23 protein-coding genes are annotated in these 24,261 nt (G+C 65.8%); 4 read left to right on the plus strand and 19 right to left on the minus strand.

Translation table 11 applies throughout. The annotated features are described in order from the left end of the window. Positions 1–929 (minus strand): IS110 family RNA-guided transposase (locus BLP96_RS05845; protein WP_089684102.1); only part of this gene is annotated, 929 nt, incomplete at its 3' end. 256 nt (positions 930–1,185) lie between these two features. On the opposite strand from BLP96_RS05845, the gene pepQ reads away from it, so the two are divergent. Together pepQ and BLP96_RS05855 are read left to right on the plus strand one after the other, a co-directional pair. Further along, complete coding sequence (gene pepQ / locus BLP96_RS05850; RefSeq protein ID WP_089684104.1) at positions 1,186–2,493, plus strand: Xaa-Pro dipeptidase; 1,308 nt, start codon at positions 1,186–1,188, stop codon at positions 2,491–2,493. Between the two features lie 42 nt (positions 2,494–2,535). Next, entirely contained in the window at positions 2,536–3,573 is a 1,038-nt protein-coding gene (locus tag BLP96_RS05855) for a hydrolase (RefSeq protein ID WP_089684106.1), read from the plus strand. Here the strand turns inward: BLP96_RS05855 and msrA are convergent. The 6 genes from msrA to galU all read right to left on the minus strand — a co-directional run bounded on the left by msrA (position 3,557) and on the right by galU (position 13,289). Further along, a complete protein-coding gene (msrA, locus tag BLP96_RS05860; protein ID WP_089684108.1) occupies positions 3,557–4,168 on the minus strand; it encodes a peptide-methionine (S)-S-oxide reductase MsrA in 612 nt (203 codons plus the stop codon). The two genes, BLP96_RS05855 and msrA, sit on opposite strands and share 17 nt — an antisense overlap. Before the next feature lie 71 nt (positions 4,169–4,239). Continuing rightward, positions 4,240–8,244, minus strand: coding sequence for an autotransporter assembly complex protein TamB (tamB, locus tag BLP96_RS05865; RefSeq protein ID WP_089684111.1), 4,005 nt, complete (start codon positions 8,242–8,244; stop codon positions 4,240–4,242). Beyond that, entirely contained in the window at positions 8,244–10,115 is a 1,872-nt protein-coding gene (gene tamA / locus BLP96_RS05870; protein ID WP_089684113.1) for an autotransporter assembly complex protein TamA, read from the minus strand. Before tamA ends, tamB begins: the two co-directional genes overlap by 1 nt. A gap of 43 nt (positions 10,116–10,158) precedes the next feature. Beyond that, on the minus strand, positions 10,159–11,013 hold the full coding sequence (locus BLP96_RS05875) for a coiled-coil domain-containing protein (RefSeq protein ID WP_089684115.1): 855 nt from the start codon (positions 11,011–11,013) through the stop codon (positions 10,159–10,161). A gap of 75 nt (positions 11,014–11,088) precedes the next feature. After that, positions 11,089–12,393 (minus strand): UDP binding domain-containing protein, encoded by a 1,305-nt coding sequence (locus BLP96_RS05880; protein WP_089684117.1) that lies wholly within the window; start codon positions 12,391–12,393, stop codon positions 11,089–11,091. 5 nt (positions 12,394–12,398) lie between these two features. After that, a complete protein-coding gene (galU, locus tag BLP96_RS05885; RefSeq protein WP_089684119.1) occupies positions 12,399–13,289 on the minus strand; it encodes a UTP--glucose-1-phosphate uridylyltransferase GalU in 891 nt (296 codons plus the stop codon). 155 nt (positions 13,290–13,444) lie between these two features. On the opposite strand from galU, the gene ubiG reads away from it, so the two are divergent. Further along, positions 13,445–14,167 (plus strand): bifunctional 2-polyprenyl-6-hydroxyphenol methylase/3-demethylubiquinol 3-O-methyltransferase UbiG, encoded by a 723-nt coding sequence (ubiG, locus tag BLP96_RS05890; protein WP_089684120.1) that lies wholly within the window; start codon positions 13,445–13,447, stop codon positions 14,165–14,167. Next, the gene (locus BLP96_RS05895) at positions 14,164–14,826 is read left to right on the plus strand and encodes an HAD-IA family hydrolase (RefSeq protein WP_089684122.1); all 663 of its coding nucleotides are present in this window, start codon (positions 14,164–14,166) and stop codon (positions 14,824–14,826) included. The genes ubiG and BLP96_RS05895 overlap by 4 nt, the downstream gene beginning before the upstream one ends. 135 nt (positions 14,827–14,961) lie before the next feature. On the opposite strand, the gene BLP96_RS05900 is transcribed toward BLP96_RS05895, so the two are convergent. The 12 genes from BLP96_RS05900 to BLP96_RS05955 all read right to left on the minus strand — a co-directional run bounded on the left by BLP96_RS05900 (position 14,962) and on the right by BLP96_RS05955 (position 24,261). Continuing rightward, positions 14,962–15,720 (minus strand): YciK family oxidoreductase, encoded by a 759-nt coding sequence (locus BLP96_RS05900; protein WP_089684124.1) that lies wholly within the window; start codon positions 15,718–15,720, stop codon positions 14,962–14,964. Between the two features lie 25 nt (positions 15,721–15,745). Next, the gene (gene ybgF / locus BLP96_RS05905) at positions 15,746–16,513 is read right to left on the minus strand and encodes a tol-pal system protein YbgF (protein ID WP_089684126.1); all 768 of its coding nucleotides are present in this window, start codon (positions 16,511–16,513) and stop codon (positions 15,746–15,748) included. A gap of 33 nt (positions 16,514–16,546) precedes the next feature. After that, entirely contained in the window at positions 16,547–17,083 is a 537-nt protein-coding gene (pal, locus tag BLP96_RS05910) for a peptidoglycan-associated lipoprotein Pal (RefSeq protein ID WP_089684128.1), read from the minus strand. Between the two features lie 22 nt (positions 17,084–17,105). Further along, positions 17,106–18,395, minus strand: a complete 1,290-nt coding sequence (gene tolB, locus BLP96_RS05915) for a Tol-Pal system beta propeller repeat protein TolB (RefSeq protein ID WP_089684130.1) — start codon at positions 18,393–18,395, stop codon at positions 17,106–17,108. Then, the gene (gene tolA, locus BLP96_RS05920; protein ID WP_089684132.1) at positions 18,395–19,513 is read right to left on the minus strand and encodes a cell envelope integrity protein TolA; all 1,119 of its coding nucleotides are present in this window, start codon (positions 19,511–19,513) and stop codon (positions 18,395–18,397) included. The genes tolB and tolA overlap by 1 nt, the downstream gene beginning before the upstream one ends. Positions 19,514–19,529: 16 nt before the next feature. Continuing rightward, positions 19,530–19,967, minus strand: coding sequence for a protein TolR (gene tolR, locus BLP96_RS05925; RefSeq protein ID WP_089684134.1), 438 nt, complete (start codon positions 19,965–19,967; stop codon positions 19,530–19,532). Between the two features lie 12 nt (positions 19,968–19,979). Further along, on the minus strand, positions 19,980–20,669 hold the full coding sequence (tolQ, locus tag BLP96_RS05930; RefSeq protein WP_089684662.1) for a protein TolQ: 690 nt from the start codon (positions 20,667–20,669) through the stop codon (positions 19,980–19,982). A gap of 11 nt (positions 20,670–20,680) precedes the next feature. Continuing rightward, on the minus strand, positions 20,681–21,088 hold the full coding sequence (gene ybgC / locus BLP96_RS05935) for a tol-pal system-associated acyl-CoA thioesterase (RefSeq protein WP_245682175.1): 408 nt from the start codon (positions 21,086–21,088) through the stop codon (positions 20,681–20,683). Next, a complete protein-coding gene (gene ruvB, locus BLP96_RS05940) occupies positions 21,085–22,122 on the minus strand; it encodes a Holliday junction branch migration DNA helicase RuvB (protein ID WP_089684138.1) in 1,038 nt (345 codons plus the stop codon). The genes ybgC and ruvB overlap by 4 nt, the downstream gene beginning before the upstream one ends. Before the next feature lie 65 nt (positions 22,123–22,187). After that, positions 22,188–22,802 (minus strand): Holliday junction branch migration protein RuvA, encoded by a 615-nt coding sequence (gene ruvA / locus BLP96_RS05945; RefSeq protein WP_089684140.1) that lies wholly within the window; start codon positions 22,800–22,802, stop codon positions 22,188–22,190. Between the two features lie 160 nt (positions 22,803–22,962). Then, positions 22,963–23,502: a crossover junction endodeoxyribonuclease RuvC gene (gene ruvC / locus BLP96_RS05950; RefSeq protein ID WP_089684142.1), complete on the minus strand. Its 540-nt coding sequence runs from the start codon at positions 23,500–23,502 to the stop codon at positions 22,963–22,965. A gap of 9 nt (positions 23,503–23,511) precedes the next feature. Further along, positions 23,512–24,261 (minus strand): YebC/PmpR family DNA-binding transcriptional regulator, encoded by a 750-nt coding sequence (locus BLP96_RS05955; RefSeq protein ID WP_089684144.1) that lies wholly within the window; start codon positions 24,259–24,261, stop codon positions 23,512–23,514.

Raw genomic sequence — 24,261 nt, forward strand, 5'->3', positions numbered from 1 at the left:
GCGATGTGGATCAGCTTCCGCATCGCCGCCCCCAAGGCCGCCATTTTGCTCTTGCCGTTTGTTATAAGCCGCTGGTATAGCGCCGAGATATCCGGATTTCGCCTCAGCCCGACGACGGCTGCCATGTACAGGCTCTGACGCAGTTTCGGATTGCCGGCTTTCGACAAGCGGGGACGTCCCCGTACGGAGCTACCCGATTCCCAACTGACGGGCACGAGTCCCGCAAACGCCGCGGCCTGGCGGGCGCTTTCGAAAACGCGGCTACGCAGCATCGCCAACAGTCGTAGAGATACCGCAGGGCCAACGCTGGGAATCGTTTGCAGCAAGGCGCGATCCTGCTTCAAGCCAGGGTGCTGATCGAGGTGGTCATCGACCTCCTGCTGGAGACGATCCCGCTCACGCGTCAATGCCATCAGGATGTCATCGATCGAGCGGAGGATATCGGTTGCCATGGCGAACTCGGCTTTCTCGCGCCGGTTTCGCTCACGCTGAATGTCCTTGTCCAGGGCATCGAGTCTCGCTGCCAGCGCCTTGAGCTTGCGCACTTCCTCGGGCTCTGGCTGCCAGGCTTTGGGACGTTGCGTCGCGCCATACTGGGCCAGCACCACACTGTCCTTCTTATCCGTTTTGCCACGTACCCCCAGGCTGCGGGAGAAATCGCGCACCTGTGCCGGGTTGAGGACATATACCTGAATGCCAGCAGCATGCAGCCAATACGCGAGCGTTTCGTGATAGATACCGGTGGCTTCCATCAACACATGCAACTGATCCTGTGGCTCTCCCGTCTGGTGTTCGAGCCATTCAAGCAAGCGGGGAAAGACCTGCCGACGATTGGGGAACACCCGGGTCTTGACCTTGCCGGTCGCCACATCGCGCAGCCAGGCGCAGTCGATCTTCTGCTTGCTGACGTCGATACCGATCACTGCCATGCTCTCGTCGCCTTTCCTTGTTCGTGCAGCCTCACTCCAGGTCAGGAGGGGCTTGGATACCATTCAAGCTATCGAGATAGAGGGCATCAGGGGGCATAATCTAGGTCCCAGGCTATAACGCCTCAGGCTTTGTGGATGCTCACCCTGATGCCAAGGCCTGCTGGTAGCTAATCAACAAGCCCGGAGAGACACAAGGCTTCGTCCGGTGAAGGCACCGACCGTTTTCCGACGCAGCGTACCCCACAACGGAGACCCCATGAGTTTCGATCTCGATAGCCTGCAGGCGCGTCACCTCGACGCGCTCGAGGCCGCCTATGCTGCCACTCTCCAGCGACACGACCTGGACGGCGTGTTGCTCTACAGCGGCCATCCGCATCGCCATTTCGCCGACGATCAGGAAGCGAGCTTCGCCACCTTCGGGCACTTTCTGCACTGGGTGCCGATGCCGGGCCTTGCCCACAGCTGGCTGCTGATTCGCCCCGGCGAACGGCCGCGTCTCTACTTCCACGCCCCGGACGACTTCTGGCACCTGTCGGCCACGCTGCCGGAGGAGGCCTGGGTCGAGCGCTTCGATATCGAGACCGGTCGTTTCGACCAGCCGCCCGCCCTGCCGGCGGGTCACTTCGCCCTCCTCGGCAACGTCACCGATGCGGTGGCCGCGGCACTCGGCGTCGAGCTCAACCCGCCGCTGCTGACCGCCGCTCTCGACGAGGCCCGGGTTCGCAAGAGCGACTACGAAATTGCCTGTCTGGGCGAGGCCAACCGGCGCGCCATGGCCGGCCACCTGGCGGCACGAGACGCCTTCCTGGCCGGCGAGGCGGCCGAGCTCGACATCCAGCTCGCCTATCTCGGCGCTTCTCGACAGCGCGAGAGCGAGCTGCCCTACGCCAACATCGTCGGTCTCAACGCCCACGGCGGCGTTTTGCACTATCAGCACTACGACACCGCTCTTCCCGCACAGCGCCGCAGCTTGCTGGTGGATGCCGGGCACCGCCACCGCGGCTACTGCGCCGACATCACTCGCAGTTGGGCTGGCCCCGATGCCGACTCCCTGTTCCCGCCGTTGATAGACGCGATGACGGCGCTCAAGCAGCGGTTGGTGGAAGCACTGGCGCCGGGAATGTCGTTTCGTGCCCTGCATGAGCGCATGCATCGCGAACTCGGCGCACTGCTCGTGGAACACCGCCTGGTCTCCTGCAGCGCCGAGGCAGCCGTGGCGAATGGCATCACCCGAGCCTTCTGCCCCCACGGGCTCGGTCACCTGCTAGGCTTGCAGGTACACGACGTTGCCGGTCGTCGCGCCACCGACGGTACTCCGCTGCCACCGCCCGACGCCGACCCCGCGCTGCGTCTGACGCGCGAACTGGAGGCGGGCATGGTGGTCACCATAGAACCGGGGCTGTATGTCATCCCGATGTTGCTGTCGCCACTGCGCGAATCGCCGGTGGGCGCCGACATCGACTGGAGACGGATCGAGCGACTGGCCCCTCATGGCGGCATCCGCATCGAAGACAACGTGCGGATCGCCCACCACGGTGCCGATGACCTGACGCCCGAGCCCTAGGCACCGTTCGGACAATGTCTGAGCGCAGCGAGTGATCACACTATGGCCGGCCAACTGCACACCGCCGATTTCCAGCCGCCGCGAGGGTTGAGCAATCCGCACGTGCAGACCCTGCTGCCGAGGCTTCTGCCCCGCCAGCGCCTGGCCTACGACTGGGAAATGCTGGAACTTCCCGACGGCGATTTCGTCGAGCTGGTCTGGGCCCGGCCGGCTCCACGCGATGCACAGGCGCCGATCCTTCTGCTCTTCCATGGTCTTGAAGGCTCCATCGCCTCCCCCTACGCCCGCTGGTTGCTCGGCACGGCAGCCCAATTGGGCTGGCGGGCCGTTCTCATGCACTTCCGCGGCTGCGGCAGGCGCGCCAACCGCCTGCCGCGCGCTTACCACAGTGGGGATACGGCGGATGCCTACTGGCTGATCGGCCAGCTCGCCCACCGCTATCCCCACGCACTCAAGGTCGCTGCGGGAGTTTCTCTCGGCGGCAACATGCTTCTCAAGCTGGTGGCCGAACAAGGCGGCGACGGATTGGATCTGGCAGGCGCCATCGTGATCAGCGCCCCCCTCGACCTCGCCGCCAGTGCCGATGCCCTGCACCGCGGATTCGCCAGGCTCTACGAGCGCCATTTGCTGCATTCGCTAAAGGCCAGGGTTCGTCGCCGAATTGCCGCCCAGACGCTCCCGCTGGCAATCGACGCTCGCGCCCTGGACGGGCTCGACAGCCTGCGGGCCTACGACGATGCCATCACCGGGCCCTTGCACGGCTTCGCGGATGCCGACGATTACTACCGGCGCGCCTCGGCAGGGCCCTTGCTCGGCGAGATCGAGGTACCGACCCTCATCCTGCATGCCGAAGACGACCCATTCATGCCAAGCAGCCTCTACGATCGACTGCCGCCCGCTGGCGATGCCGTCCGCATCGAATTGGCTCGCCATGGCGGACACGTCGGTTTCATGGAGTGGCGCGAAGGACGCCTGCGTCCCTGGCTCGCCCGGCGCCTCGCTCAGGAACTCGAGGCGTGGACCACTCCAGCGGTCCCTTGCCAGGCGAGCACCGCGCAGCGCATCAAATCGGGCAGCTGACCCCGGTCCCCTTCAGCCCGCAGTAGCCCTGTGGGTTCTTGTGCAGATATTGCTGGTGATACTCCTCGGCCGGATAGAAGGCCTCGAGAAGAGCGATTTCGGTGGTGATACGCCCCTTCCCTGCGGCGTCCAGCGAGCGCTGGTAGGCGTCGCGGCTGCGCTCTGCCTCGCTGCGCTGCGTTTCGCTGGTGGCATAGATCGCCGAGCGATATTGGCTTCCCACGTCGTTGCCCTGGCGCATGCCCTGGGTGGGATCGTGGGCTTCCCAGAACACCCGCAACAGCGTGGTGAGGTCGAGCCGGGCGGGATCGAACACCACTCGCACCACCTCGGCGTGACCGGTCAGTCCGGTACAGGTCTCTTCATAGGTGGGATTGGGCGTCACGCCACCGGCATAGCCCACGGCGGTGACGTGGACTCCCGGCAGCTCCCAGAAGAGCCGTTCGGCCCCCCAGAAACAGCCCAGCCCCAGCACGATGACCTCGTGCCCCGAGGGGAACGGCGGCAGCATGGAACGTCCGGAAACGACGTGTCTTCCGCTGATGGGCAACGGCGAGTCGCGTCCTGGCAGAGCGTCGGCGGGATCGATGATCATGGCGAGTCCAGTCTCGTTGTCGGCAAGGGGTACCCAGTATGCGCCATGGCCGAGAGGGCAACCAAGCCCTCTCAGCGGGACGGCTCGATGATGGGCGGCTCGCCGGGGCGGCTGAAGGCATAAACCAGGTCGACGGCCTGGGCGGCACCGGAGATGGCCTCCAGGTACAGGTTGCGCCACAGCGTATAACGCAGGGCCAGTTCGGCAATCGGCGAGAAGATGCCCACCCCATAGCTGATCCGCAGGTCGTCGGTGAGATAGCCGCTCACTACCACCTGACTGTCTTCGCCGCCTCCCGCCGTTTCCAGACTGAGATCGCCGATGCCGAAGGCTTCGCCGATGGCGCCCACGGCACCGCCGGTCTGCCCCACCGTGAGGCCCACCAGTGCCGAGGTCAGAGCGCCGTCGGTATCGCCATCGCGAGGAGCCCTGCCGCGTAGCAGGTACGAGAGTGCACGCGCTTCGTCCATGGCGGGTTCGGAGAAGATGCTGAGATTCGGCGCGGCGGCGAAACCCTCGACGCGCAGGCCGGCCACCACGCCATCCTCGGTGACCTCGGGGTTGCGGATCGCCTCGAAATCGAGCAGCGGCTGATCGGGAGGGCCGCTGAACAGCAGTGCCCCCTGACGAATCAGCAAGTCCTGACCGAAGGCACGAAAGCGGCCGTCGGTCAGGTTGACATCGCCGAACAGCTGGACCGGCCCGTTCTGCTGACGGACCTCGAGAGCGCCATCGAGCCCCGAACTGAGTCCGTAGGCCTCGAGGATCATGTCCGGCCCCAGGTTCAGGTCGATACGTACGTCCACCGCCATGCCCGCTTCGTTCAGTGCTGTCCCGGTACCGGCGCCCTCCTCGGCGGCCCGCTCCGCCTCGCGGCGACGCTCATCCTCGCGCTCGCTGATGATCACCTCGTCGGGACTCGGACCCACCGCAGAAGCCGGGCGCTGCCCCACCTCGAGACGCGCCCAGGGCACCTGGACCTGACCGCGCACTTGCAGCAGAGACGGTGTGACGCGCACCTGGACGTCCGGCGCGACGCGCAGCCGCCCCACCCCCTGAAGTGCCATCTGCAGCGGTTCCGCCGTCGCATCCAGGTCGACGGCCACCCGCCAGTCGTCGGGGGCCGGCCAGGCAGCGTCGCCGGCAATGGTCAATCTCCCCTCCTCGGCCGCCACGAAACCCTCGATGCGTGCGCTGTCACCCGCGAAATCGACGTTCACTTCGCCGTCGCGCACGACCAGCGGCACGTCGACGCCACTGACCTGCAAGTCGGACAGGCCCATCTGCCCATCGAGCGCGGGGGTGTGCCGCGTCCCGGCGATGCTCACCGCCCCGTCCAGCGAGCCCTCCAGGGTCTCGATGCCCACCACCAGAGTGCGGTAACGCGACAGCTGGAGCGCATCGAGGCGTAGTTCGCCCTCCAGGCGCCCTTCCTCCAGCGGCTCGGCAATGCCCAGGTCCAGCGACACGTTGCCCGATTCGGCCAGCTCCAGCGTCAGATCCAGATCCGCGCGGGTCGGGTCGGCCTCCAGCGTGGCGTCGAGACGCGAGGGCGGCAATTCCCAGGGTTGGCCATAGGCATCCTCCCCCTGCAGGGCCAGGCGGCTGGCCAGGTCGGCCCGGGCCTGCCATTCGACGCCGCCACGACGCCATTCGGCGATCAGGCTCAGGTCGGTTTGTCCCTCGACCTGCCAAGCCTCGGGCAACCGGGGCTCGACGAGATCCATGGGCAGATCCCGCAGCGACAGTGCCGCGCGCCCACGCTCGGCACTCGCCGTCATGGGCTCGTCGAGACACAGGCGGCCACCCCGCTCCCGGCGCAGGCAGAACGGCTCCACCCGGGATTCCGCCCGGGCAAGATCCACCTCGAAGGCCAGCGCCTCTTCCAGCACCACATCGCCGTACTCGCTGGCGAGGTTCAGCGGATCGAGGGTGCCTCGGTAGCGCTGACGATCCGCACCGAGAGCGCCCGACAGGCGCAGGGCCACGGCGCTCACCGGCTGCCCCTCGTCGCCGGTGACGTCGAGCGTCAGACGATGCTCGGAAAGGCGTCCTTCCAGGTTCAGTGCGACGCTTTCCAACCGCTGCCCGCCGACCGCCACGTCGTCCACGCCGAGTTCGACGTCGAAGGCGGTATCCTCCAACCCGCTGGCCTCCCCGGCCAGCCGCAACGACGCCACCCGGTTGTCGGCATAGGCCAGTCCATCGCCGTCCACAGCCAGCTCGAGACGCGGCGTTTCCAGGCTACCCGAGGCGGCGAACTCGCCGCTCAGCGAGCCTGCCAGCGACTCGTGCAGAGTACCCAGCTCAGGCATGTCGATCTCTCCTCTGAGATCGAGAGCCGTTTCGGCCACCTCGCCACTGGCGCTCAGCCGATTGTCCGCCTGGCGAAAATCGAAGCGCTCGATGGCCCAGCGCATGTCGCTGTCGCCCTTCAGCCGGGCCCGGAGGGAGAGCGCTCGCTCGGCCAGCTCGCCCTCGATGGCGACGTCGGGCACGTTCACCTGCCAACCGCCCGCCGTCTGATGGAAGCTCGCCTGGAGGTCGCCGCTCAGCTGCCCGTGCCCCCCGTCGATGAAACGCCCGGGATCGACATCGTCGAAACGCAGGTTCGCCTCGACGTCGAGACCGTCTTCCCAGGCGACCCGCCCGCGACTCACCGCCGATGCCGGACCCAGAGCGAGCGACAGCGGCGTCCAGGCGAACTGGCTGCGATCGCCGTTGCCTGACAGCGCCACCCGGGTGCGCGGAATCTGCGGCCCTTCCAATTGCAACGACAGTGCGGCGCGATAGTGGAGCAGATCGCCTTCCAGGTGCAGCGCCACGTCCTCCGCGAGGTAGGGGGCGGCCGCCCCCGGCTGGTCGTCCCGTGGCGTTGCCTCCGCAACGCTCGTGCGTGGCGGTAGCGGCCACTGCAGCAGCGAACTGTCCAGCGAGGCGGTGAATGGCAGCGTCGGATCAAGAACGTCGAACTGCGCGCGTAGCTCGGCATCGACCGGCCCACGGGCGGTCAACTCGGCGTCGAGCGCAGCCAGGCTGCCGCCCAGTTCGAGCGCCAAGCGCTCGCCGGCCAGTTCCGGGTACCGCTCGGGCAGCCACAGGTCGGTTTCCAAGCGGGCATCGAGGGGATACTCGTCGCGCAACTCGACACGTGCCGAGAGACGCGCATCGATATCCCGGCTCGTCACCTCGAGCGGCGACACTTCAAGCGTGTGGCCGCTGGCCGAGAGTGCCAGGCCGATGCGCCGTATCCGGTAGTCGATGGGCCCCGTCAAGGTGATGTCCTCGACGATCAGCTCGGGCACCGCTACGTTCAGCGGCATGGTAATGGTGGGCAGCGCCAGGCGCTCCCGCTCCGCCAGCGGCGTGGTGACCTCGGTGGCGGTCGCTGCCGGCAAGGGGGATTGCGCAGCGATGGACGCATCGATGGCCGATGCCGTGAGGCGAGGCACTCCCCGGTCGACCTCGACCAGCGCCAGTCTTCCCCCCGGCGACTGCGGCAGGGTCAGGTCAAGGCCGGTCAGGCGGGTGGGCGATAGCTCGAAGGAATCGCCCTCGGCCTCGCCACCGCTGGTAAAATCGTCGAAGCGCACGCGCGTGCCATCCGCCAGCCGTACGTCGACGTCGGCGAGCGCCAGGTCGCGGATCTCGACCGGCAACGGCAGCGTGATCTCTCCGGGCCCCTCGCCGGCCGAGCCCGACTCGACCGCAGCCGCCTGCTCGCTGCCGGCCAGGCGAACCCGTGCACCTTCCACGGCCAGCTTATCGATGCACAGACGACCACGTAGCAAACAGTCCTCGGCCCAGGCCAGCTCGAGTCGGTCGATGGCCACGTCGGCCGGCCCCGCTTGCAACCGCAGCCCCTGGAGGACCAGGCGGTCGAACGGGGCGCCCTCTACGCTCTCGAACTGGTAAAAACCGCGCTTGGCACCCTCGTCCAGCAGCAGACCGGTGCCCCAGGGGGAGAGAGCCAGGCCCAGAGCGAAGAGAGCGATCCCCAGACACCAGACCGGCAGAGCGATAGACAGTCCCAGCAGTGCACGAATCAGAGCACGGCTTCTTGCAAAGCGACGCATCAGAACTCCGGACCGATGGCGAAGTGGAGGCGCCAAGAATCGTCTTCATCGTCGAAGGGATGAGCGATATCGACGCGAATCGGCCCCACCGGAGAGACCCAGCGTACGCCGAGGCCGGCGCCGGTGTTGAGCGCCTCCGGCCACCAGTCGTCGAAGGCGTCGCCGGTGTCGACGAAGGCCGCGGCCCACCAGTCGCCAGTGACCCGGCGCTGGTACTCCAGGCTGGCGGTGAGCAGCTGCTCGCCGCCGCGCAGCTCGTCTTCCTCGTTGCGCGGGGCCAGGCTCTCGTAGGCATAGCCGCGGATGCTACGATCGCCACCCGTGAAGAAGCGCAGCGATGGCGGGATCTGCGAAAAATCGTCGGTGAAGGTGGCGCCCAACCCGATGCGCCCGACGAAGCGGTTGTCCTCTCCCAGCATGCGTATCCATTCGCTATCACCGGTGAGCCGCAGGAAGTCGGCATCGGAGCCCCACCGCGTGTCGGAGTACTCGATACCGAAACGTTGACGGTCACCCCAGGTCGGAAAGCGTGGATTGCGGCTGCGCGTGCGCGACCAACTGATGCCGGGATAGTAGATGAGTACGCTGTCGGCCTCGTTGCCCTGGGTGAAATCCTCGAACGTGGCGCGCAGAAAGAGCGTCTGCACCCAGCGATTCTCGAATTCCCAGCGACGCGCGATCTCCACGGTGCTTTCCAGCGTTCGCGTATCCTCGTTGTCGCGATTGCGCAGGCCGTACTGCAAGCGGTACTGATCGCGCAGCGGATCTTCCAGCGGCATCGTATACGTGCCGCTGAAACGCTGCTCGGGCGCCGAAAGATAGAGGTCGTGCTCCAGGCTGTGGCCCAGACGGTTGATCCACGGCTGCTCCCAGGCGAAACGCAGCCGCGGCCCCACGTCGGTGGCATACCCTACCCCGACTTCGAACTGGTGGCGGTCGGCCGGGGTCACCACGACGTCGATGGGCATCTCGGGCCGCTCGGACGCCGTCAGGCTGGCCACGGTTTCCAAGGACGATGACGCAATGCGGGGGGCCAGCGTCGTCTCGGCGTCGCGGCTCAACGCCGTGCTGCCTTCGGTCGCCACGGCGTTCCACCAGCCCAGTGTGGAAGGAGGCAGGGCCAGGTCGCGCTCGTCATCCAGTCGGGGGCGCACGCTGATCGAGTCGAACCAGCCGGCCTGTCCCAGGCGCTGGGAATAGACGGCGATATCGCCGGCGCGATAGGGCTCGCCTTCGGCGAACGGTGCCATGCGTCTCAGCCGTGCCGGCTCGATGTGGCTGCCACGGATGGCGACATTGCCGAAACGATAGCGGGGACCGCTGTCCAGGGTCAGGTGGAGCCGCGCACTCTGTTCGTAAGGCCGCACTTCCATGCGCCGCTCGACGAAGCGCCAGTCGAAATAGCCTCGCTCCAGGGCGAGCCCTGCCAGGCGACTGCGCATCCGGTCCCATGGTGCGTGAGCCAGGGGATCGCCCTCCGACAGCGGAAAGGCATCCAACACCTCGCGAAACGGCGGATCGCTCTCGGCATCGCCGAGGAGCCGGAGCGCCAGTTCCTCGATGCGCACCTGGCGACCGGGCTCGATGGCAAGGGTCACCTGGCGAGGCGGGTCGTCGTCGCCGAACTCCTGCTCGATGACCGGCTCATAGTAGCCGTAGACGCGCATCGCCTCGCGGGCCCGGCGCCGAATCTCGCCTTCGAGCCGAGTGCGACCATACTGGTCGGCCTCCAGGTCGCTGAGGTAGTGGCGTACGTTCTCGGCGACTTCGCCGGAAAGACCATCGATGCGTGTCTCGATACCCATGGCTCCCTGGGCCATGCCAAGCGCCCAGGCCGCCGCCGCCCAACGGGCGATTGCACGTCTTCCCATACTCAACGGCTTCCTGATCGACGGCATCTCCCGCCCAGCCCGCTCACGGCTGCAGGGCTTCCAGCTCGGCACTCAACGCAAGCTGCGAACGGCGCACCTCACGCAGTTCGCTCTCTGCAGAGGAGAGGCGCTCCTGCACCTCGGACAGTGCTTCCACGTCGTCGTCATGCCGAGACTCCAATGATTCGAGACGCTCGTCGACGCTTTCGAGCGCATCGTTCAGTTCTGCAAGACGCTCCTGCGTGGTTTCATCCCGAGACTGCAGGCTTTCTACGGCTGCGACGCTCTCATCCTGCCGCTCGGCAAGAGCCTCGAGCGTTTCGTCTCGGCGCGTGGCCGCCGTCTCCAGCGAATCCAGGCGCGCCGCGAGCGCCTGACGCCCCTCTTCGCCGCCACGCTCGAGCGCATCCAGGGAAGTCCCCAGCGCCGCCAACAGGGCGTCGCGAGTGGCGGCTTCCTGATCGATGGTGGTGAGCTGGCCAGCCAACTCGTCCAGGCGCGCGTCGAGGGCTTCCACGCGCTCGGCATCGCTGCCCGAACGCTGCTCCAGCTCGATCTCCAGGCCCGTCGTACGAGCATCGAGCGCATCGTTGCGGCCCTCGAGTGTATCGAGGCGGGTTTCCAGATGTTCGAGCCAGTCGCCACGGCCTTCCTGGGCATCGAACCGGGCATGCACGTTGGAGATTTCACCCGACAGACGCTCCCATTCGGCCTCCAGTCGCAACCGCTCCTGCCAACCGAACCAGGCCAGGGCGCCGAGGCCGACGATCACCATCAGCAATAGCAGGTAGACCGGCCAAAGCCGGGGAGAGGCCGACACGGGACGCGCGGAACGCGAGACGCTGGCCTCGGGGTCCGGCACGATGGGGCGTCGTTCGGTCGGACGCGCTTCGGGCATGGCTAACTCCTTGTCACCGGGACGACGATACCGCCCATTGTACGCAGAGGCAGCGCCTCGGCGCACGTGGCGGCATCAACGTCGTGAACGCTGTTCGCCTGGATCGGCGCGTCGACCGATACCACGGTAGATCAAGCCATGGTCCGCGACGTGACGAGGGTCGTAGATATTGCGCCCATCGAGCAGCAAGCGCTCGTTGAGCAAACTCGAAAGGCGTTCCCAGTCCGGGTTCCAGTAATGCTTCCATTCGGTGACCAGCATCAGTGCATCGGCCCCTTCGCAGGCCAGGTAGGGGTCGTCATCGAGGAGCACCAGCCGCGGGTGGTTGCCGACCGCAGCGTGCAGGGACGGCGTCGCGACCGGGTCATGGACACGTACGCTGACGCCCTGGGCCCACAGGGCTTCGAGCAGGGTGAGTACCGGGGCATGGTCGATGCGTGCCGAGCCTGGCTTGAAGGCAGCTCCCCAGATCGCCACCGTTCGCCCTTCCAGGCGACCATGGAAGTGCGTCCACAGCTTGCGAAACAGGGTTTCCTTCTTTTGTTCGTTGATGTCGAGGACCTGCTCGAGCAGTGCCGAGTGACGCCCGCTGGCCTCCTGGACATCGGCCAGACGCATCAGATCCCGCGAAAAATTGGGGCCGCCGAAACCGCAACCGGGATAGAGATACTCGTAGCCGATTCGCGAGTCGGCTCCCATCCCCTGGCGTACGTACTCGACATCGACGCCCAGGGTGTCGGCCAGGCCGGCGATCTCGTTCATGTAGCTGATGCGCGTCGCCAGCATGCCGATGGTGGCCAGCTTGGTGAGCTCCGCGGCACGCCGCGGCATGCACTGGAAGGCATCACGCCGGCGATTGAAAGCGCGCAGCAGTTCGCGGACCTGGGCTTCCGGCCAGTCATCGTCGCGCCCCAGCAGCCAGCGGCCGGGGCGGGTGAAGCTCTCCCAGGCACGCCCTTCCTCGAGGGTATCGACCAGGGCGACGGCGTGCACCGGCGCACCGAGCCGGCCCAAGCGTTCCGTCTCCCCGACCGGAAACGTCGAGTTGTTGACCAGCAGCAGCGGCCGCGTGCGCTCGCCAAGCGCGGCGACCACCAGCGTATCGGCATCGCCGCGTTGCTCGGGCGACAAGGCCAGCCACAGTACGTCGATGGTGCCGGCGTCGCGGTCGTCATCTCCCGCTATCGTGAGCGCTCCCTGCTGGCGGCCTTCCTCCAGGCGGGCCAGCAGTTGCGGTTCCCGCACGAGCCAATCGGCCCGAACCAGCGACGCCCAGGGCATGCCGGCGTGGGGCACCCAGTGGACCCGGTGTCCCACCCATGCCAGGGCGGCGGCGGCAGTGACTGCGGCCAGTTCGCTACCATGAATCTCGACGCGCATTCCGCTCACTCCGGCTGGGCGTAGCGAGCGAGCAGTTCACGAAACCCCGCGCCAAGCTCGGGATGCCGCCGGCCATAGGCCAGCGTCGCCTCGAGGTAGCCCAACGGCTGACCGCAATCGAAGGTCTGGCCACGCATGCGCCACGCATCCACGCCCTTGGCAGCCCGCAGGGCATCGATGGCGTCGGTCAGTTGAATCTCGTTGCCCGCCCCGGGCGGGGTATCGGCAAGCAGCGCGAAGATCGCACCGGGCAATGCGTAGCGTCCGATCACGGCAAGGTTGGAAGGCGCCGCTTCGCGCGATGGCTTCTCGACCATGCCGGTCAACGGCGCGGACTGACCCGCCGCGGGTGCGTCGCCTTCGGGCGCCACGATGCCGTAACGGTCGACGCGCTCCCAGGGTACTTCCTCGACCATCAGTTGGCCGCGCCCGGTGTCTTCGAAAGCGGCGAGCATGCCGGCCAGATCGCTCCGTTCCAGGCCCTCGTCATCGACCAGCACGTCGGGCAGCAGCACGGCAAAGGGTTCGTCATCACCGATCACCGGCCGTGCGCAGAGCACCGCATGCCCCAACCCCAGCGGCTCCGGCTGACGAACGCTGATGATGTTGACGTCATCCGGAACGATGTGGCGCAGCTGTTCGAGCAGCGCCTGCTTGCCCTTGGCCTCGAGGGTCGCTTCGAGTTCGAAATGCTTGTCGAAGTGGTTCTCGATGGCGCCCTTGCTGGTATGGGTCACCAGCACGATGTCGCGTATGCCGGCTCGCACCGCTTCATCGACCACGTACTGGATCACAGGACGGTCGACGACGGTGATCATCTCCTTGGGGATCGCCTTGGAGGCCGGCAGGCATCGAGTGCCGAGCCCGGCGACGGGCAGAACGGCCTTGCGTATCATGGAATCGTCCTTGTCAGCAGAGTCCGCAACGCACGCAGGCGTTCGGGAGTCCGAATCATGGGAATGCCGCATCGGCTACGGGTACAATACGTGCATGATACCGAAGGAGCCTGCCGATGCTAATGGCGGCTCGCCAAACACAGGGAGAAGCTCGAATGAGCACAAGCGCCCCACAGACCAACGTCGATCCCGCGGAAGTCGCCAAGTTCGAATCCCTGGCCAGCCGCTGGTGGGATCCGGAGAGCGAGTTCAAGCCGCTGCACGACATCAATCCGCTGCGTCTCGACTTCATCGATGCACGCTGTGGGCTGGCCGGCCGCCAGGTGGTCGACGTGGGCTGCGGCGGAGGCCTGCTCGCCGAGGCCATGGCCCATCGCGGAGCCCGAGTCACGGGCATCGACATGGGCGAGGCTCCGCTCGGCGTGGCCCGCTTGCACGCCCGGGAAAGCGGTGTCGAAGTCGACTACCAGCAGGCAAGCGCCGAGGCGATGGCCGAGGCACGGCCTGGCGAATTCGATGTGGTCACCTGCCTGGAAATGCTGGAACACGTCCCCGATCCGGCGTCGGTGATTCGTGCCTGTGCGACCCTGGTCAAGCCGGGCGGCCACGTCTTCTTTTCGACCCTCAACCGCAACCCCAAGGCCTATGCGCTGGCGATAATCGGTGCCGAATACCTGCTGCACATGCTGCCTCGCGGCACCCATGACTACGCCAAGTTCATTCGTCCTTCGGAACTGGCCGGGTGGTGTCGGGAAGCGGGGCTCGAGGTGCGCGAGCAGAGTGGGCTCGTCTACAATCCGCTGACCCGTCGCTACCGCCTGTCGGCCAGCGATGTCTCGGTCAACTATCTCATGCACTGCCGCCGGGAGCAGCCGTGAACGCTCGCCCCGATGCCCTGCTCTTCGATCTGGATGGCACCCTGGTGGATACGGCGCCGGACCTGGCACGGGCCACCAACGCCCTGCGCGCCCATCATGGATTGTCGCCGCTTCCCTATGAGGTCATCCGCGCCCAGGTTTCCAACGGTGGCAGCGCGCTGGTCACCCTGGCGCTAGGGCTGGAAAAGGCCGCCGAGGGACACGACGACGCTCGCAGCTTCCTGCTCGCTGCCTACGGAGAGGCGGTCGCCGCCGAGAGCCGGGTCTTCCCTGCCCTGGCTTCGTTGCTGACGAACTGGCAGGCAGCGACTCGTCCCTGGGGCATCGTCACCAACAAACCGCGCGCCTACGCCGCCCCGCTGGTGGCTGCCCTGGACCTCCAGCCCGGAGTGCTGGTTTGCGCCGACGACCTGCCGGTGCGCAAGCCCGACCCCGCACCGCTGTGGCACGCCGCCGAACGGCTCGGTGTGAGCGCAGAGCGGTGCTGGTACATCGGCGATCACCGACGCGACATGGAAGCGGCACGCCACGCCGGCATGGTCGGCGTGGCAGTGGGCTACGGCTATATCGAGGCGGACGAAGACTACCGCGACTGGCCCGCCGACCATTGGTACGCCACCGGCGAAGCGCTCGCTGCCGCCCTATTGGACCCGGCATGACCCGTTAAGGTCGCACGAATCGGCGAGCGGGCCAGGCGCCCGGAGCATCGCATCCCAAGGGTATGGAGTCATACGTGAGGAATGCGAGCATCCGGGCAATGCAGCGATTCGTCGGGGACGCCTAGCAGCCAGTCATCACCTTGGCGGCTGGGCGTCGAAGCGTTCGCCATTATGCCCGCGACTGTCGGGCCCCATCAGCCAAAGATAGGTGGGCATGATCGCTTCCGGCGTGAGTAGCGTTTCGGGATCTTCGCCCGGATAGGCACTGGCCCGCATCCGGGTGCGAGTGGCGCCCGGGTTGAGGCTGTTGACGCGAATGTTGCCTCGATGCTCGACCTCGTCGGCCAACACCTCCATGAAGCCCTCGGTGGCGAACTTGGAAACGCTGTAGGCGCCCCAGTAGGCACGCCCCTTGCGGCCCACGCCGGAAGAGGTGAACACCACCGAGGCATCCTTGGAAGCTTCGAGCAACGGCATCAGCGCCTGGGTCATCCAGATCGGTCCATTGAGGTTGACCTGCATCACCTGCTCCCACAATGCCGGGTCGTACTGCACGAAAGGCGTGATGTTGCCCAGCAGTCCGGCATTGTGCAACACGCCATCGAGACGCCCGAACTCCTTGTCCAGCGTCTCGGCCATGTCGTGGTAGTCCTTGAGCGTCGCCCCTTCGAAGTTCAGGGGAAATATGGCCGGCTGGGGCAGACCCGCCGCTTCGATCTCGTCGTAGACCTTTTCCAGCTTGGAGAGGGTACGCCCCAACAGGATCACCGTGGCACCATGGCGGGCAAAGGCCAGCGATGCCGCACGCCCGATGCCGTCGCCGGCCCCCGTCACCAGCACGATCCGCTCCTTGAGCAGATCGGCAGGCGCCTGATAGTCGATCTTGCAGTTCATGGCTGTTCCTTCGTCGGCACGCGCATCATAGCGACTGGCGCAGGAAGTCGTCGGCTAGTCCGGCAGCACTGCTGTCGGGGTGATCGTCGCGAACCCGTTCGAGCAGCGCTCGACTCTCCTCGGGTTCACCCTGCCGCGCCTTGACCAGGCCCAACTTGTAGAGCGCATCGGGCAACTTGCTGCTATCCGGGAAATCGTCGATCACGCGCTGGAAGGCGGCCTCGGCTTCTTCCAGATTCGCTTCGGCCGAATGCAGCTCGCCCAGCCAGTAATAACCGTTGGCCGTCAGACGCGTGTCGGGGTACTCGTCCACGAACGTCTCGAAAGCGCGGATCGCCTCTTCGAACTCACGCGACTGCACGTGAGCGAAAGCGGCTTGGTAGGCGGCCTGAGCGTCTTCGCTGGTTCCGCTCGGCGAGGGCGTTTCGACAACCTGGCGAGCGGCCTGTTCATCCACCTCGGGCGATTCCATGCCGGCATCCTCGGCCATCAGCCGCTCGTCCAGATCCATGTACTGTTGTCGCGTCTGATTGCGAAGCTGCTCGAGCTGGTGACGAAGCTCCTCCACCTGGCCGCGCAGCTGGCGGATCTCCTCCTCGTGCTGCTGCACCTGATTGAAGATCACCAGGTTGCCGCTGGGTGCTTCGCGCACCTCCGTCTGGTCGAGGAAAGAACCCGCTTCATCGCGCAGATCTTCCACGACAGGACCCTGCTGGGCCAGTGCCGGTAGCCATACGGACAGCGGGAGCACCAGGGCTCCCGCGCCGCACAGCCGTTTCAGACCGTGTTGCATGCATGACTCCATCGACGCATGGCGTCGAGTCGATCAGTAATCGAAGACGACGCGGCGATTCTCGGCATACGCTTCTTCATCATGGCCCTGCACGGCCGGACGCTCCTCGCCGTAGCTGACCACCTCGACCTGCGACGGCGAGACGCCCTGCACTTCCAGGAAACGACTGACAGAACCGGCACGGCGCTCACCCAAGGCCATGTTGTATTCGCGGGTACCGCGCTCATCGGTATGGCCCTGCAGAACCACTCGGGCATCGCCATTGCTGCGCAGGTAGCGCGCATGAGCCGTCAGTACCGGCTCGTACTGGGACTTGATGGTGTCGCTATCGAAGTCGAAGTAGATGGTACGCACTTCGGGTATCCGGCCATCGGCCTGCTGGCTGGCTCGGTCACCGGTCGTACCGACTCCGCTGCTGCTGACCTGGCCGGTACCGGCGTCACTGCTGTCGGTTCCACTGCGGCTGCCGTCCGTGGTGCCGTCCTGGGTTCCGCCGGTGCTGGAGCAACCGGCAATCAGGGCCAGCGAAAACGTCAGGGCCAGCAATCTGGCATGCGACTTGAAAGGCATCGTCAAACTCCTTGGTGGCATATCAGTTCAGAAACGGAGACCAGGCAGGCTCCCGTACGTCACCCTGGGCCGATGGCAGGCGATAGGATGCGCGACCGTCGGCTGACACGGCGCTCAACACGCCATTATCACCCTGCCGGGTGGCGAAGATTACCATGGTCCCGTTGGGGGCAACACTGGGCGATTCATCCCACCGCGTTTCGCTGAGCGTCACCAGACGTCCCGAATCGAGATCCTGCCTGGCCACCTGGTAGCCGTTGCTGCTGCGATGGATCAGAAAGATCGCGTCGCCATCCGGAGCGAAGCGACCACGGGCATTGTAATTGCCGGTGAACGTGAGGCGTTCCTGCTCGCCGCTCGCCAGGTCGTAGCGATAGATCTGCGGCCCCCCGCTACGGTCGGAGGTGAACAACAGGCTCTCTCCGTCCGGTGCCCAGTCCGGCTCGGTATCGATGCTCGAACTGTTGGTGAGGCGCTGGACGCTGCGATCGGCAATGTCCATCACGTAGATCTCGGGGCGGCCGTCCTTGGACAGCGACATCGCCAGGCGACGTCCATCCGGCGACCAGGCCGGAGCACTGTTGAGACCCTCGAACGACGTCATCCGAACACGCTGTCCGGAGGCCAGTTCCTGGACGTAGATGGCTGGGCGCCCGCTTTCGAAGGAGACATAAGCCAACTTCTGTCCGTCCGGTGACCAGGCCGGCGATAGAATCGGCTGTCCGGACTCCAGCACGCGCTGGCTGCCATGGCCATCGGCATCGGCGACGTAGAGACCGAACTGTTGATCATCGCCCACCCCCTGGGCAGTGACGTAGGCGATGCGCGTCGAGAAGGCTCCGCGAATGCCGGTGATCTCCTCGAACACCTGATCGCTGATGAAGTGGGCACCACCCCGCAGTTCACCGCTGCCGGCGGTGACCGTCTCGCCCAGCATGCGCTGGCTGCCACTGACGTCCATCAGCTCGTAGCGAATCCGGTAGCCGTCACCGTCACGGCTGACTTCACCGACGACCAGGTAGCGCACGTCCAGCGCGCTCCATTCCCCATAGCTCACATCCTCGCTACGGGACGGACGATCGAACATGTCATCGCGCGACAGCGGCGCGAAATGGCCGCTGCGTTCCAGGTCGTCGCTGATCACCTGTGCCACGTCCTCGGGCAACTCCTCGCCATCCGTCGCGAACGGGACTACTGCAATGGGTGTCGCGCGATCGTTGCCGCGGGTGATCTCGATGGTCAATTGGGCCTGGGCGAGCGTCGTGAAACACAGCATCATGACACCCAACCAAGCAGTCATCAGGGCTTTCATCAGCGGATATCCCCCGGTGTGAATCTCAGGTTGAATTCTCGGAAACGGCGTTGTGCACCGGCCGGTAGCTGGCGCAGCTCGTTGAACGGCTGGGCAGCTTCGACGGCCTGGATTGCGGAACGGTCGAAGGAGCTATCACCACTTCCTTGGGTAATGGTAGCTGCGAACAGTTCACCGGATGGTCCCAGGCGAACCTGAACGGTGACGGAGAGCCCATCGCCCGCTCCCGGCGGAATCACCCAGGCCTGTTCCACTGCGCGGCGAACCAGATTGATGAAGCTGTTGGCCGCTTCCTGGGCTTGTTCGGCATTGGCCACCGCATCGCTTTCACCTTCGATGGCACGGTCGAGTCCCTGGTTGGCAGCTTCAGCGGCCCGACGCTGGCGCTCGGCCTCTTCCTCCTCTCGACGGCGCTGTTCTTCCTCTTGCTGGCGCTGGCGCTGGCGCTCGGCCTCTTCCTCTTCCCGACGGCGCTGCTCTTCCTCCTGCTGGCGCTGGCGCTCGGCCTCTTCCTCTTCCCGACGGCGCTGCTCTTCCTCCTGCTGGCGCTGGCGTTCGGCCTCTTCCTCCTCTCGACGGCGCTGCTCCTCTTCTTGCTGGCGCTGACGCTCGGCCTCTTCTTCAGCCTGACGCTCCGCTTCCGCCGCCGCTTCACGCCGACGCTGCTCCGCTTCGGCTTCCTGCTGTCGGCGCAGCTGCGCCTGGCGCTCGGCCTCTTCGGCACGCCGCTGGGCTTCGGCCTCGGCGGCACGACGCGCTTCTTCGAGGGCTTGGGCTTCCTCGGCGGCCTGTGAATCGATCTCCGGCGATCGCTCGGCTTCCTGGGTATCCTCAGGCTCGGGCTCTTCACTCGGCTCCGCCTCGGCCGGTTCGTCAGCCTCGACTTCGCTCGCCTCTTCCTGGCGCTGCGCGGCGCGCGTGCGCGCCTCCTCGGCGCGTTGGGCCTGGTCGGTCGCCGTTTCGGTACTGACCAGAGTGGCCTGCACGATGGCACTGGACGGCGGCTCGTCCTCGCTGCCGGGCAGACTGACGACGCTGATCACCACCACCAGGACATGCAGCCCCAGTGCCAATATCAACGGCAAGCCGTATCCAACGCGCTGATCGTGTCGGGCCATGGCGTCCTTGTGCTCCTCAATCACCCGACGGCGGCTCGGATATCAAACCAACGTTGGCCACCCCCGCGACCTGAAGGCGGCTCATCAGCGTCACGACTTGCCCGTAGGGCACGTTGCGATCGCCGCGCACCAGCACCGACGTGCCCGGCCGCCGCTCCAGCAGGGTCATGACACGATCCGTCAGTTCATCGAGCGCCAATTGGCTGTCGTCATCGCCCAGCGTGAGGTAGTAATCGCCCTCCCGGTCGACCGATACGATGATGGGATCGTTGTCCTGGGCATCGTCGATGGGCTCCGAGCTGACCTGCGGCAACTCGACCTGGACGCCTTGTGTCAGCATGGGGGCGGTGATCATGAAGATCACCAGCAGCACCAGCATGACGTCGATGAAGGGTACGACGTTGATCTCGCCCATGGGCTTGCGGCGGCCACTGCGATTGAACGGTCCATGCATGGAGTGACTCCCTCAGGCGCTGCCGGCTTCGCTGCGGCCTTGCAGGTTGCGGTGCAGGATGGAGTGAAACTCTTCGGCGAAGTCCTCGTACTTGCCGAGCAGCCGCCCGGACTCGTTGGAGAGTCGATTGTAGAAAATCACTGCAGGAATGGCCGCAAACAACCCCATGGCAGTGGCGATCAAGGCTTCGGCGATCCACGGTGCCACGGTGGCGAGCGTCGCCTGCTGCGCCATGGAGAGCGACTGGAAGGACCCCATGATCCCCCAGACGGTACCGAAAAGCCCGATGTAGGGGCTTGCCGAAGCCACGGTGGCGAGGAACACCAGGTGAAGAGTCAGGCGGTCTTCCTCACGTGACCAGGCCACCCGCATGCTGCGCTGCACGCCATCGAGGATCGCCTCAGGGCTGCGAGTCTTGGTCAGCAGGCGGTTGAACTCACGAAACCCGGCACGAAAGACGTGCTCTGCACCCTGGGTTTCCTGTTCGGCCGGCGTCTCGCGGTAGAGTTCGTTGAGATCGACCCCGGACCAGAAGCGCTCCTCGAATTCCTGGTGGGCCTTGCGCGCGCGACGCATGATGAAAGTGCGCTGGAAGATCACTACCCAGGAGAGAACCGAGCCGATCACCAGGATCAGCATCACCAGCTGCACCACGGTGCTGGCGCTCATGATCAGGTGGGGAATGGACATGGAGTCGTTCACGGGCATCCTCGTCAATCGTGCTGTGTTCCGTGGATGGCCGCGGCGAGCGCCGACGGCCATGGCGTGGGCTTGAGGCGGGACGCATCCAGACAGGCGATGTCGACCCTGGCCTCGCACAGGGGTTCCCCGCATCGTGTTACCGTCTGTGCAAAGCTCAGCCGGCAACGTCCATGAGACTGGACGGAAGCGTCGACGAACAGCTCATCGTCCAGCCGAGCGGGCTTGACATAGCGGCATTCCAGACGATGCACCACCAGTTGAATGCCTTCGGCAAGGAGCTCGCTCTGGCTGAGGCCGTGCTGGCGTAGCCACTCGCTGCGCGCCCGCTCCATGTATTTGAGATAGTTGACGTAATACACGATACCACCGGCATCGGTATCCTCGAGGTAGACGCGCAGCGGAAAACGCGATTCGCTCACGGCCGCACCTCGCCGGCGGCGTCCTGGGCCGCCTCGTGCGGAACCAGGCCGAAATGCTGCCATGCCTGGCGCGTGACCATCCGCCCTCGTGGGGTCCGCATCATCAGCCCCTGCTGGATCAAATAGGGCTCGATGACGTCTTCGATGGTATCGCGCTCCTCGCCAATGGCCGCGGACAGCGAGTCGACCCCGACCGGCCCACCGTCGAACTTCTCGATCATCGCCAGCAGCAGGCGCCGGTCCATGTGATCGAGACCGTGATGATCGACGTGCAGCATGTTGAGCGCCTGGTCGGCGATGGCCGCATCCACCCGACCGCTGCCGCGCACCTCGGCGAAATCGCGCACCCGGCGCAGCAGCCGGTTGGCGATGCGTGGCGTGCCACGCGAGCGGCGAGCCACCTCGGTGGCGCCGGCCACGTCGGTCTCGACGCCGAGCAATCGCGCCGAACGACTGACGATCTCGGTCAACTCGTCGGTGGCGTAGAACTCCAAACGCTGCACGATCCCGAATCGGTCGCGCAGTGGCGAGGTCAAAAGCCCTGCCCGGGTCGTCGCCCCCACCAGGGTGAAATGGGGCAGGTCCAGTTTGATGGAGCGTGCCGCCGGCCCCTCGCCGATGACGATATCGAGCTGGAAGTCTTCCATCGCCGGATAGAGAATCTCCTCCACCACCGGCGAGAGACGGTGGATCTCGTCGATGAACAGTACGTCGCCCGGCTGCAGGTTGGTGAGCATGGCGGCCAGGTCGCCGGCGCGCTCCAGCACCGGCCCCGACGTCGACTTGAGCCCCACCCCCATCTCGGTAGCGATGATGTTGGCCAGGGTCGTCTTGCCGAGCCCCGGCGGACCGAAAACCAGAGTGTGATCGAGACTCTCGTCGCGACCGCGAGCGGCGCTGATGAAAATGTCCAGCTGCTCGCGCACGCGCGGCTGGCCGATGTACTCGGCCAGACGCTGAGGGCGGATGGCATGATCGATGCGGCGCTCGCCCTCGCGCTCGTCGGCGGCAATCAGTCGGTCATTGTCGATCATGCCACTCCTCGCTTTCATGTGGAGCCACCGGCCGAGCGGCTCCCGCCATGTAGACCGTCACTGCCTCAACCCGCCATCCGGCGCGTCAGCGCCGCCTTGATCATCGCTTCGATGGAGAGGCCCTCCTCCACGCCGACCAACATCTTGGCAGCCTCGGCCGGCTTGTACCCCAGGCTCACGAGTGCCGCCTCGGCATCGGCCAACGGGTCCGTTTCGCGTGCGTCCATGGACGCGCTGGCGGACTCGGAGGCCAAGACCGCACCATCGCGGCGCTCCCAATGCGGAAACCGGTCGCGCATTTCGATGATCAGGCGTTCGGCCGTCTTCTTGCCAACCCCCGGCAGACGCGTGAGCGCCTTGGCATCGTCGTCCATCACGCAGCGCATGAAGGCCGCTTCGTCCATGCCGGAAAGGATCGCCAAGGCCAGCTTCGGACCAATGCCGTTGACGCGAATGAGAGCACGGAACAAGGCGCGCTCCTGCTCGCGGGCAAACCCGTAGAGCAGATGCGCATCGTCGCGCACCACCAGATGGGTATACAGCGAAACCCCTTCGCCGACGCCGGGCAAGGCCACCAAGGTGGTCATCGATGCCTCGACTTCATAGCCGACGCCACCGACGTCCACCACCAGCCAGGGAGGCTGCTTGTCGAGAAGAGTGCCGCGCAGGCGTCCTATCATGGGCCGAGTTCCTGTATCGGATCAGGCAGCGTCGTGACAATACGAATCACTGCAGCCATGGCGATGCCATGGCGCCACTATACTGGCCGCCCAAGCGGCTGGCCAGCCCTCATAAAACAGCGTTCACGAACTGCCCACCGACGCTGGGCGGATGACGGCATCACGGCTGGTAGTCACGCCAGGAATCGCCACGACGTCGACGCCGATGGCCGCCGTAACTGCCGGCGGTGATCAGCCCACGACGTGCATGCGCATGGGTCAGCGCGATAGCCAGGGCATCCGCCGCATCCGCCTGGGGAGTGCCGTCGAGGCCCAGGATGGCCGTCACCATATGCTGGACCTGCGACTTGTCGGCGTTGCCAGTGCCGGCGACGGCCTGCTTGATCTGACGCGGACCGTACTCGCTGACCGGCAGACCGTGGTTGGCAGCACAGACGATGGCCGTGCCGCGAGCCTGGCCCAGCTTGAGCGCCGAGTCGGCATTCCTGGCCATGAAAACCTGTTCGATGGCGAACTCCGCGGGACGATGCACGGCGATCAGCTCGCTGATGCCGGCATACACCTGGGCCAGTTTCTGGGCCAGGTCGTCGGCCTGGATGCGAATGCAGCCGCTGGCCACGTAGCGAGGCGTGGCCGTGGCCACGTCAAGCACGCCATAGCCGGTGATGCGCGAGCCTGGGTCGATGCCCAGGATCAACATGGGTGCGGCTCACTCGAGCGCATCGAGAGCCTCATCGCTGAAGTCCGCATTGGTATAGACGTTCTGCACGTCGTCCAGATCCTCGAGCCTATCGATCAGACGGATCACCTTGCTCGCCAGCTCAGCATCCGCGATGGGCGTGTAGGTCTCCGGATAGAGCCCCACGTCGCTATATTCGGGCTCGATACCGGCCGCGACCAGGGCATCTTTCACTCGACCGAAGGCCTCGGGAGTGGTGACCACCTCGAGACGCCCGTCATCGCGCACCTCGATTTCCTCGGGTTCCGCTTCCAGGGTCGCTTCCATGGCCTGCTCCTCCGTGACGTCGGCGGGCAGCAGCAGGCGCCCCTGTTTGTGGAACAGGAACGCCACCGAACCGCTGGTGCCCAGATTGCCGCCGCACTTGTTGAAAGCGTGACGCACGTCGGAGACGGTGCGGTTGCGATTGTCGGTCATGCACTCCACCAGCAGGGCCACCCCCTCGGGTCCGTATCCTTCGTAGACGCACTCCTCCATGTCGTCGCCATCGGCGTTGCCGGCGCCTCGGTCCACGGCACGCTGGATGGTGTCCTTGGTCATGTTGTTGGCCAGCGCCTTGTCGATGGCCGCCCGCAGCCGCGGGTTGTCGTCGGGCTCCGGCCCACCCAGGCGCGCGGCCACGTTGAGTTCGCGAATCAGCTTGGAAAAGATCTTGCCACGCTTGGCGTCCTGGGCCGCCTTGCGGTGCTTGATATTGGCCCACTTGCTGTGGCCTGCCAT

Origin of the sequence: Billgrantia gudaonensis, from assembly GCF_900100195.1 — a bacterium.
Taxonomy (GTDB): Bacteria; Pseudomonadota; Gammaproteobacteria; order Pseudomonadales; family Halomonadaceae; genus Halomonas; species Halomonas gudaonensis.

Coding starts and splice junctions, on each gene's coding strand:
- ruvB (WP_089684138.1), bottom strand. CDS start 22,122: ATGATCGACAATGACCGACTGATTGCCGCCGACGAGCGCGAGGGCGAG.
- ubiG (WP_089684120.1), top strand. CDS start 13,445: ATGAGCACAAGCGCCCCACAGACCAACGTCGATCCCGCGGAAGTCGCC.
- tamB (WP_089684111.1), bottom strand. CDS start 8,244: ATGCGTCGCTTTGCAAGAAGCCGTGCTCTGATTCGTGCACTGCTGGGA.
- BLP96_RS05955 (WP_089684144.1), bottom strand. CDS start 24,261: ATGGCAGGCCACAGCAAGTGGGCCAATATCAAGCACCGCAAGGCGGCC.
- galU (WP_089684119.1), bottom strand. CDS start 13,289: ATGATACGCAAGGCCGTTCTGCCCGTCGCCGGGCTCGGCACTCGATGC.
- ybgF (WP_089684126.1), bottom strand. CDS start 16,513: ATGCAACACGGTCTGAAACGGCTGTGCGGCGCGGGAGCCCTGGTGCTC.
- BLP96_RS05900 (WP_089684124.1), bottom strand. CDS start 15,720: ATGAACTGCAAGATCGACTATCAGGCGCCTGCCGATCTGCTCAAGGAG.
- tolB (WP_089684130.1), bottom strand. CDS start 18,395: ATGAAAGCCCTGATGACTGCTTGGTTGGGTGTCATGATGCTGTGTTTC.
- BLP96_RS05880 (WP_089684117.1), bottom strand. CDS start 12,393: ATGCGCGTCGAGATTCATGGTAGCGAACTGGCCGCAGTCACTGCCGCC.
- ruvA (WP_089684140.1), bottom strand. CDS start 22,802: ATGATAGGACGCCTGCGCGGCACTCTTCTCGACAAGCAGCCTCCCTGG.
- BLP96_RS05875 (WP_089684115.1), bottom strand. CDS start 11,013: ATGCCCGAAGCGCGTCCGACCGAACGACGCCCCATCGTGCCGGACCCC.
- tolR (WP_089684134.1), bottom strand. CDS start 19,967: ATGCATGGACCGTTCAATCGCAGTGGCCGCCGCAAGCCCATGGGCGAG.
- pal (WP_089684128.1), bottom strand. CDS start 17,083: ATGCCTTTCAAGTCGCATGCCAGATTGCTGGCCCTGACGTTTTCGCTG.
- ruvC (WP_089684142.1), bottom strand. CDS start 23,502: ATGTTGATCCTGGGCATCGACCCAGGCTCGCGCATCACCGGCTATGGC.
- pepQ (WP_089684104.1), top strand. CDS start 1,186: ATGAGTTTCGATCTCGATAGCCTGCAGGCGCGTCACCTCGACGCGCTC.
- BLP96_RS05855 (WP_089684106.1), top strand. CDS start 2,536: ATGGCCGGCCAACTGCACACCGCCGATTTCCAGCCGCCGCGAGGGTTG.
- tolA (WP_089684132.1), bottom strand. CDS start 19,513: ATGGCCCGACACGATCAGCGCGTTGGATACGGCTTGCCGTTGATATTG.
- msrA (WP_089684108.1), bottom strand. CDS start 4,168: ATGATCATCGATCCCGCCGACGCTCTGCCAGGACGCGACTCGCCGTTG.
- tamA (WP_089684113.1), bottom strand. CDS start 10,115: ATGGGAAGACGTGCAATCGCCCGTTGGGCGGCGGCGGCCTGGGCGCTT.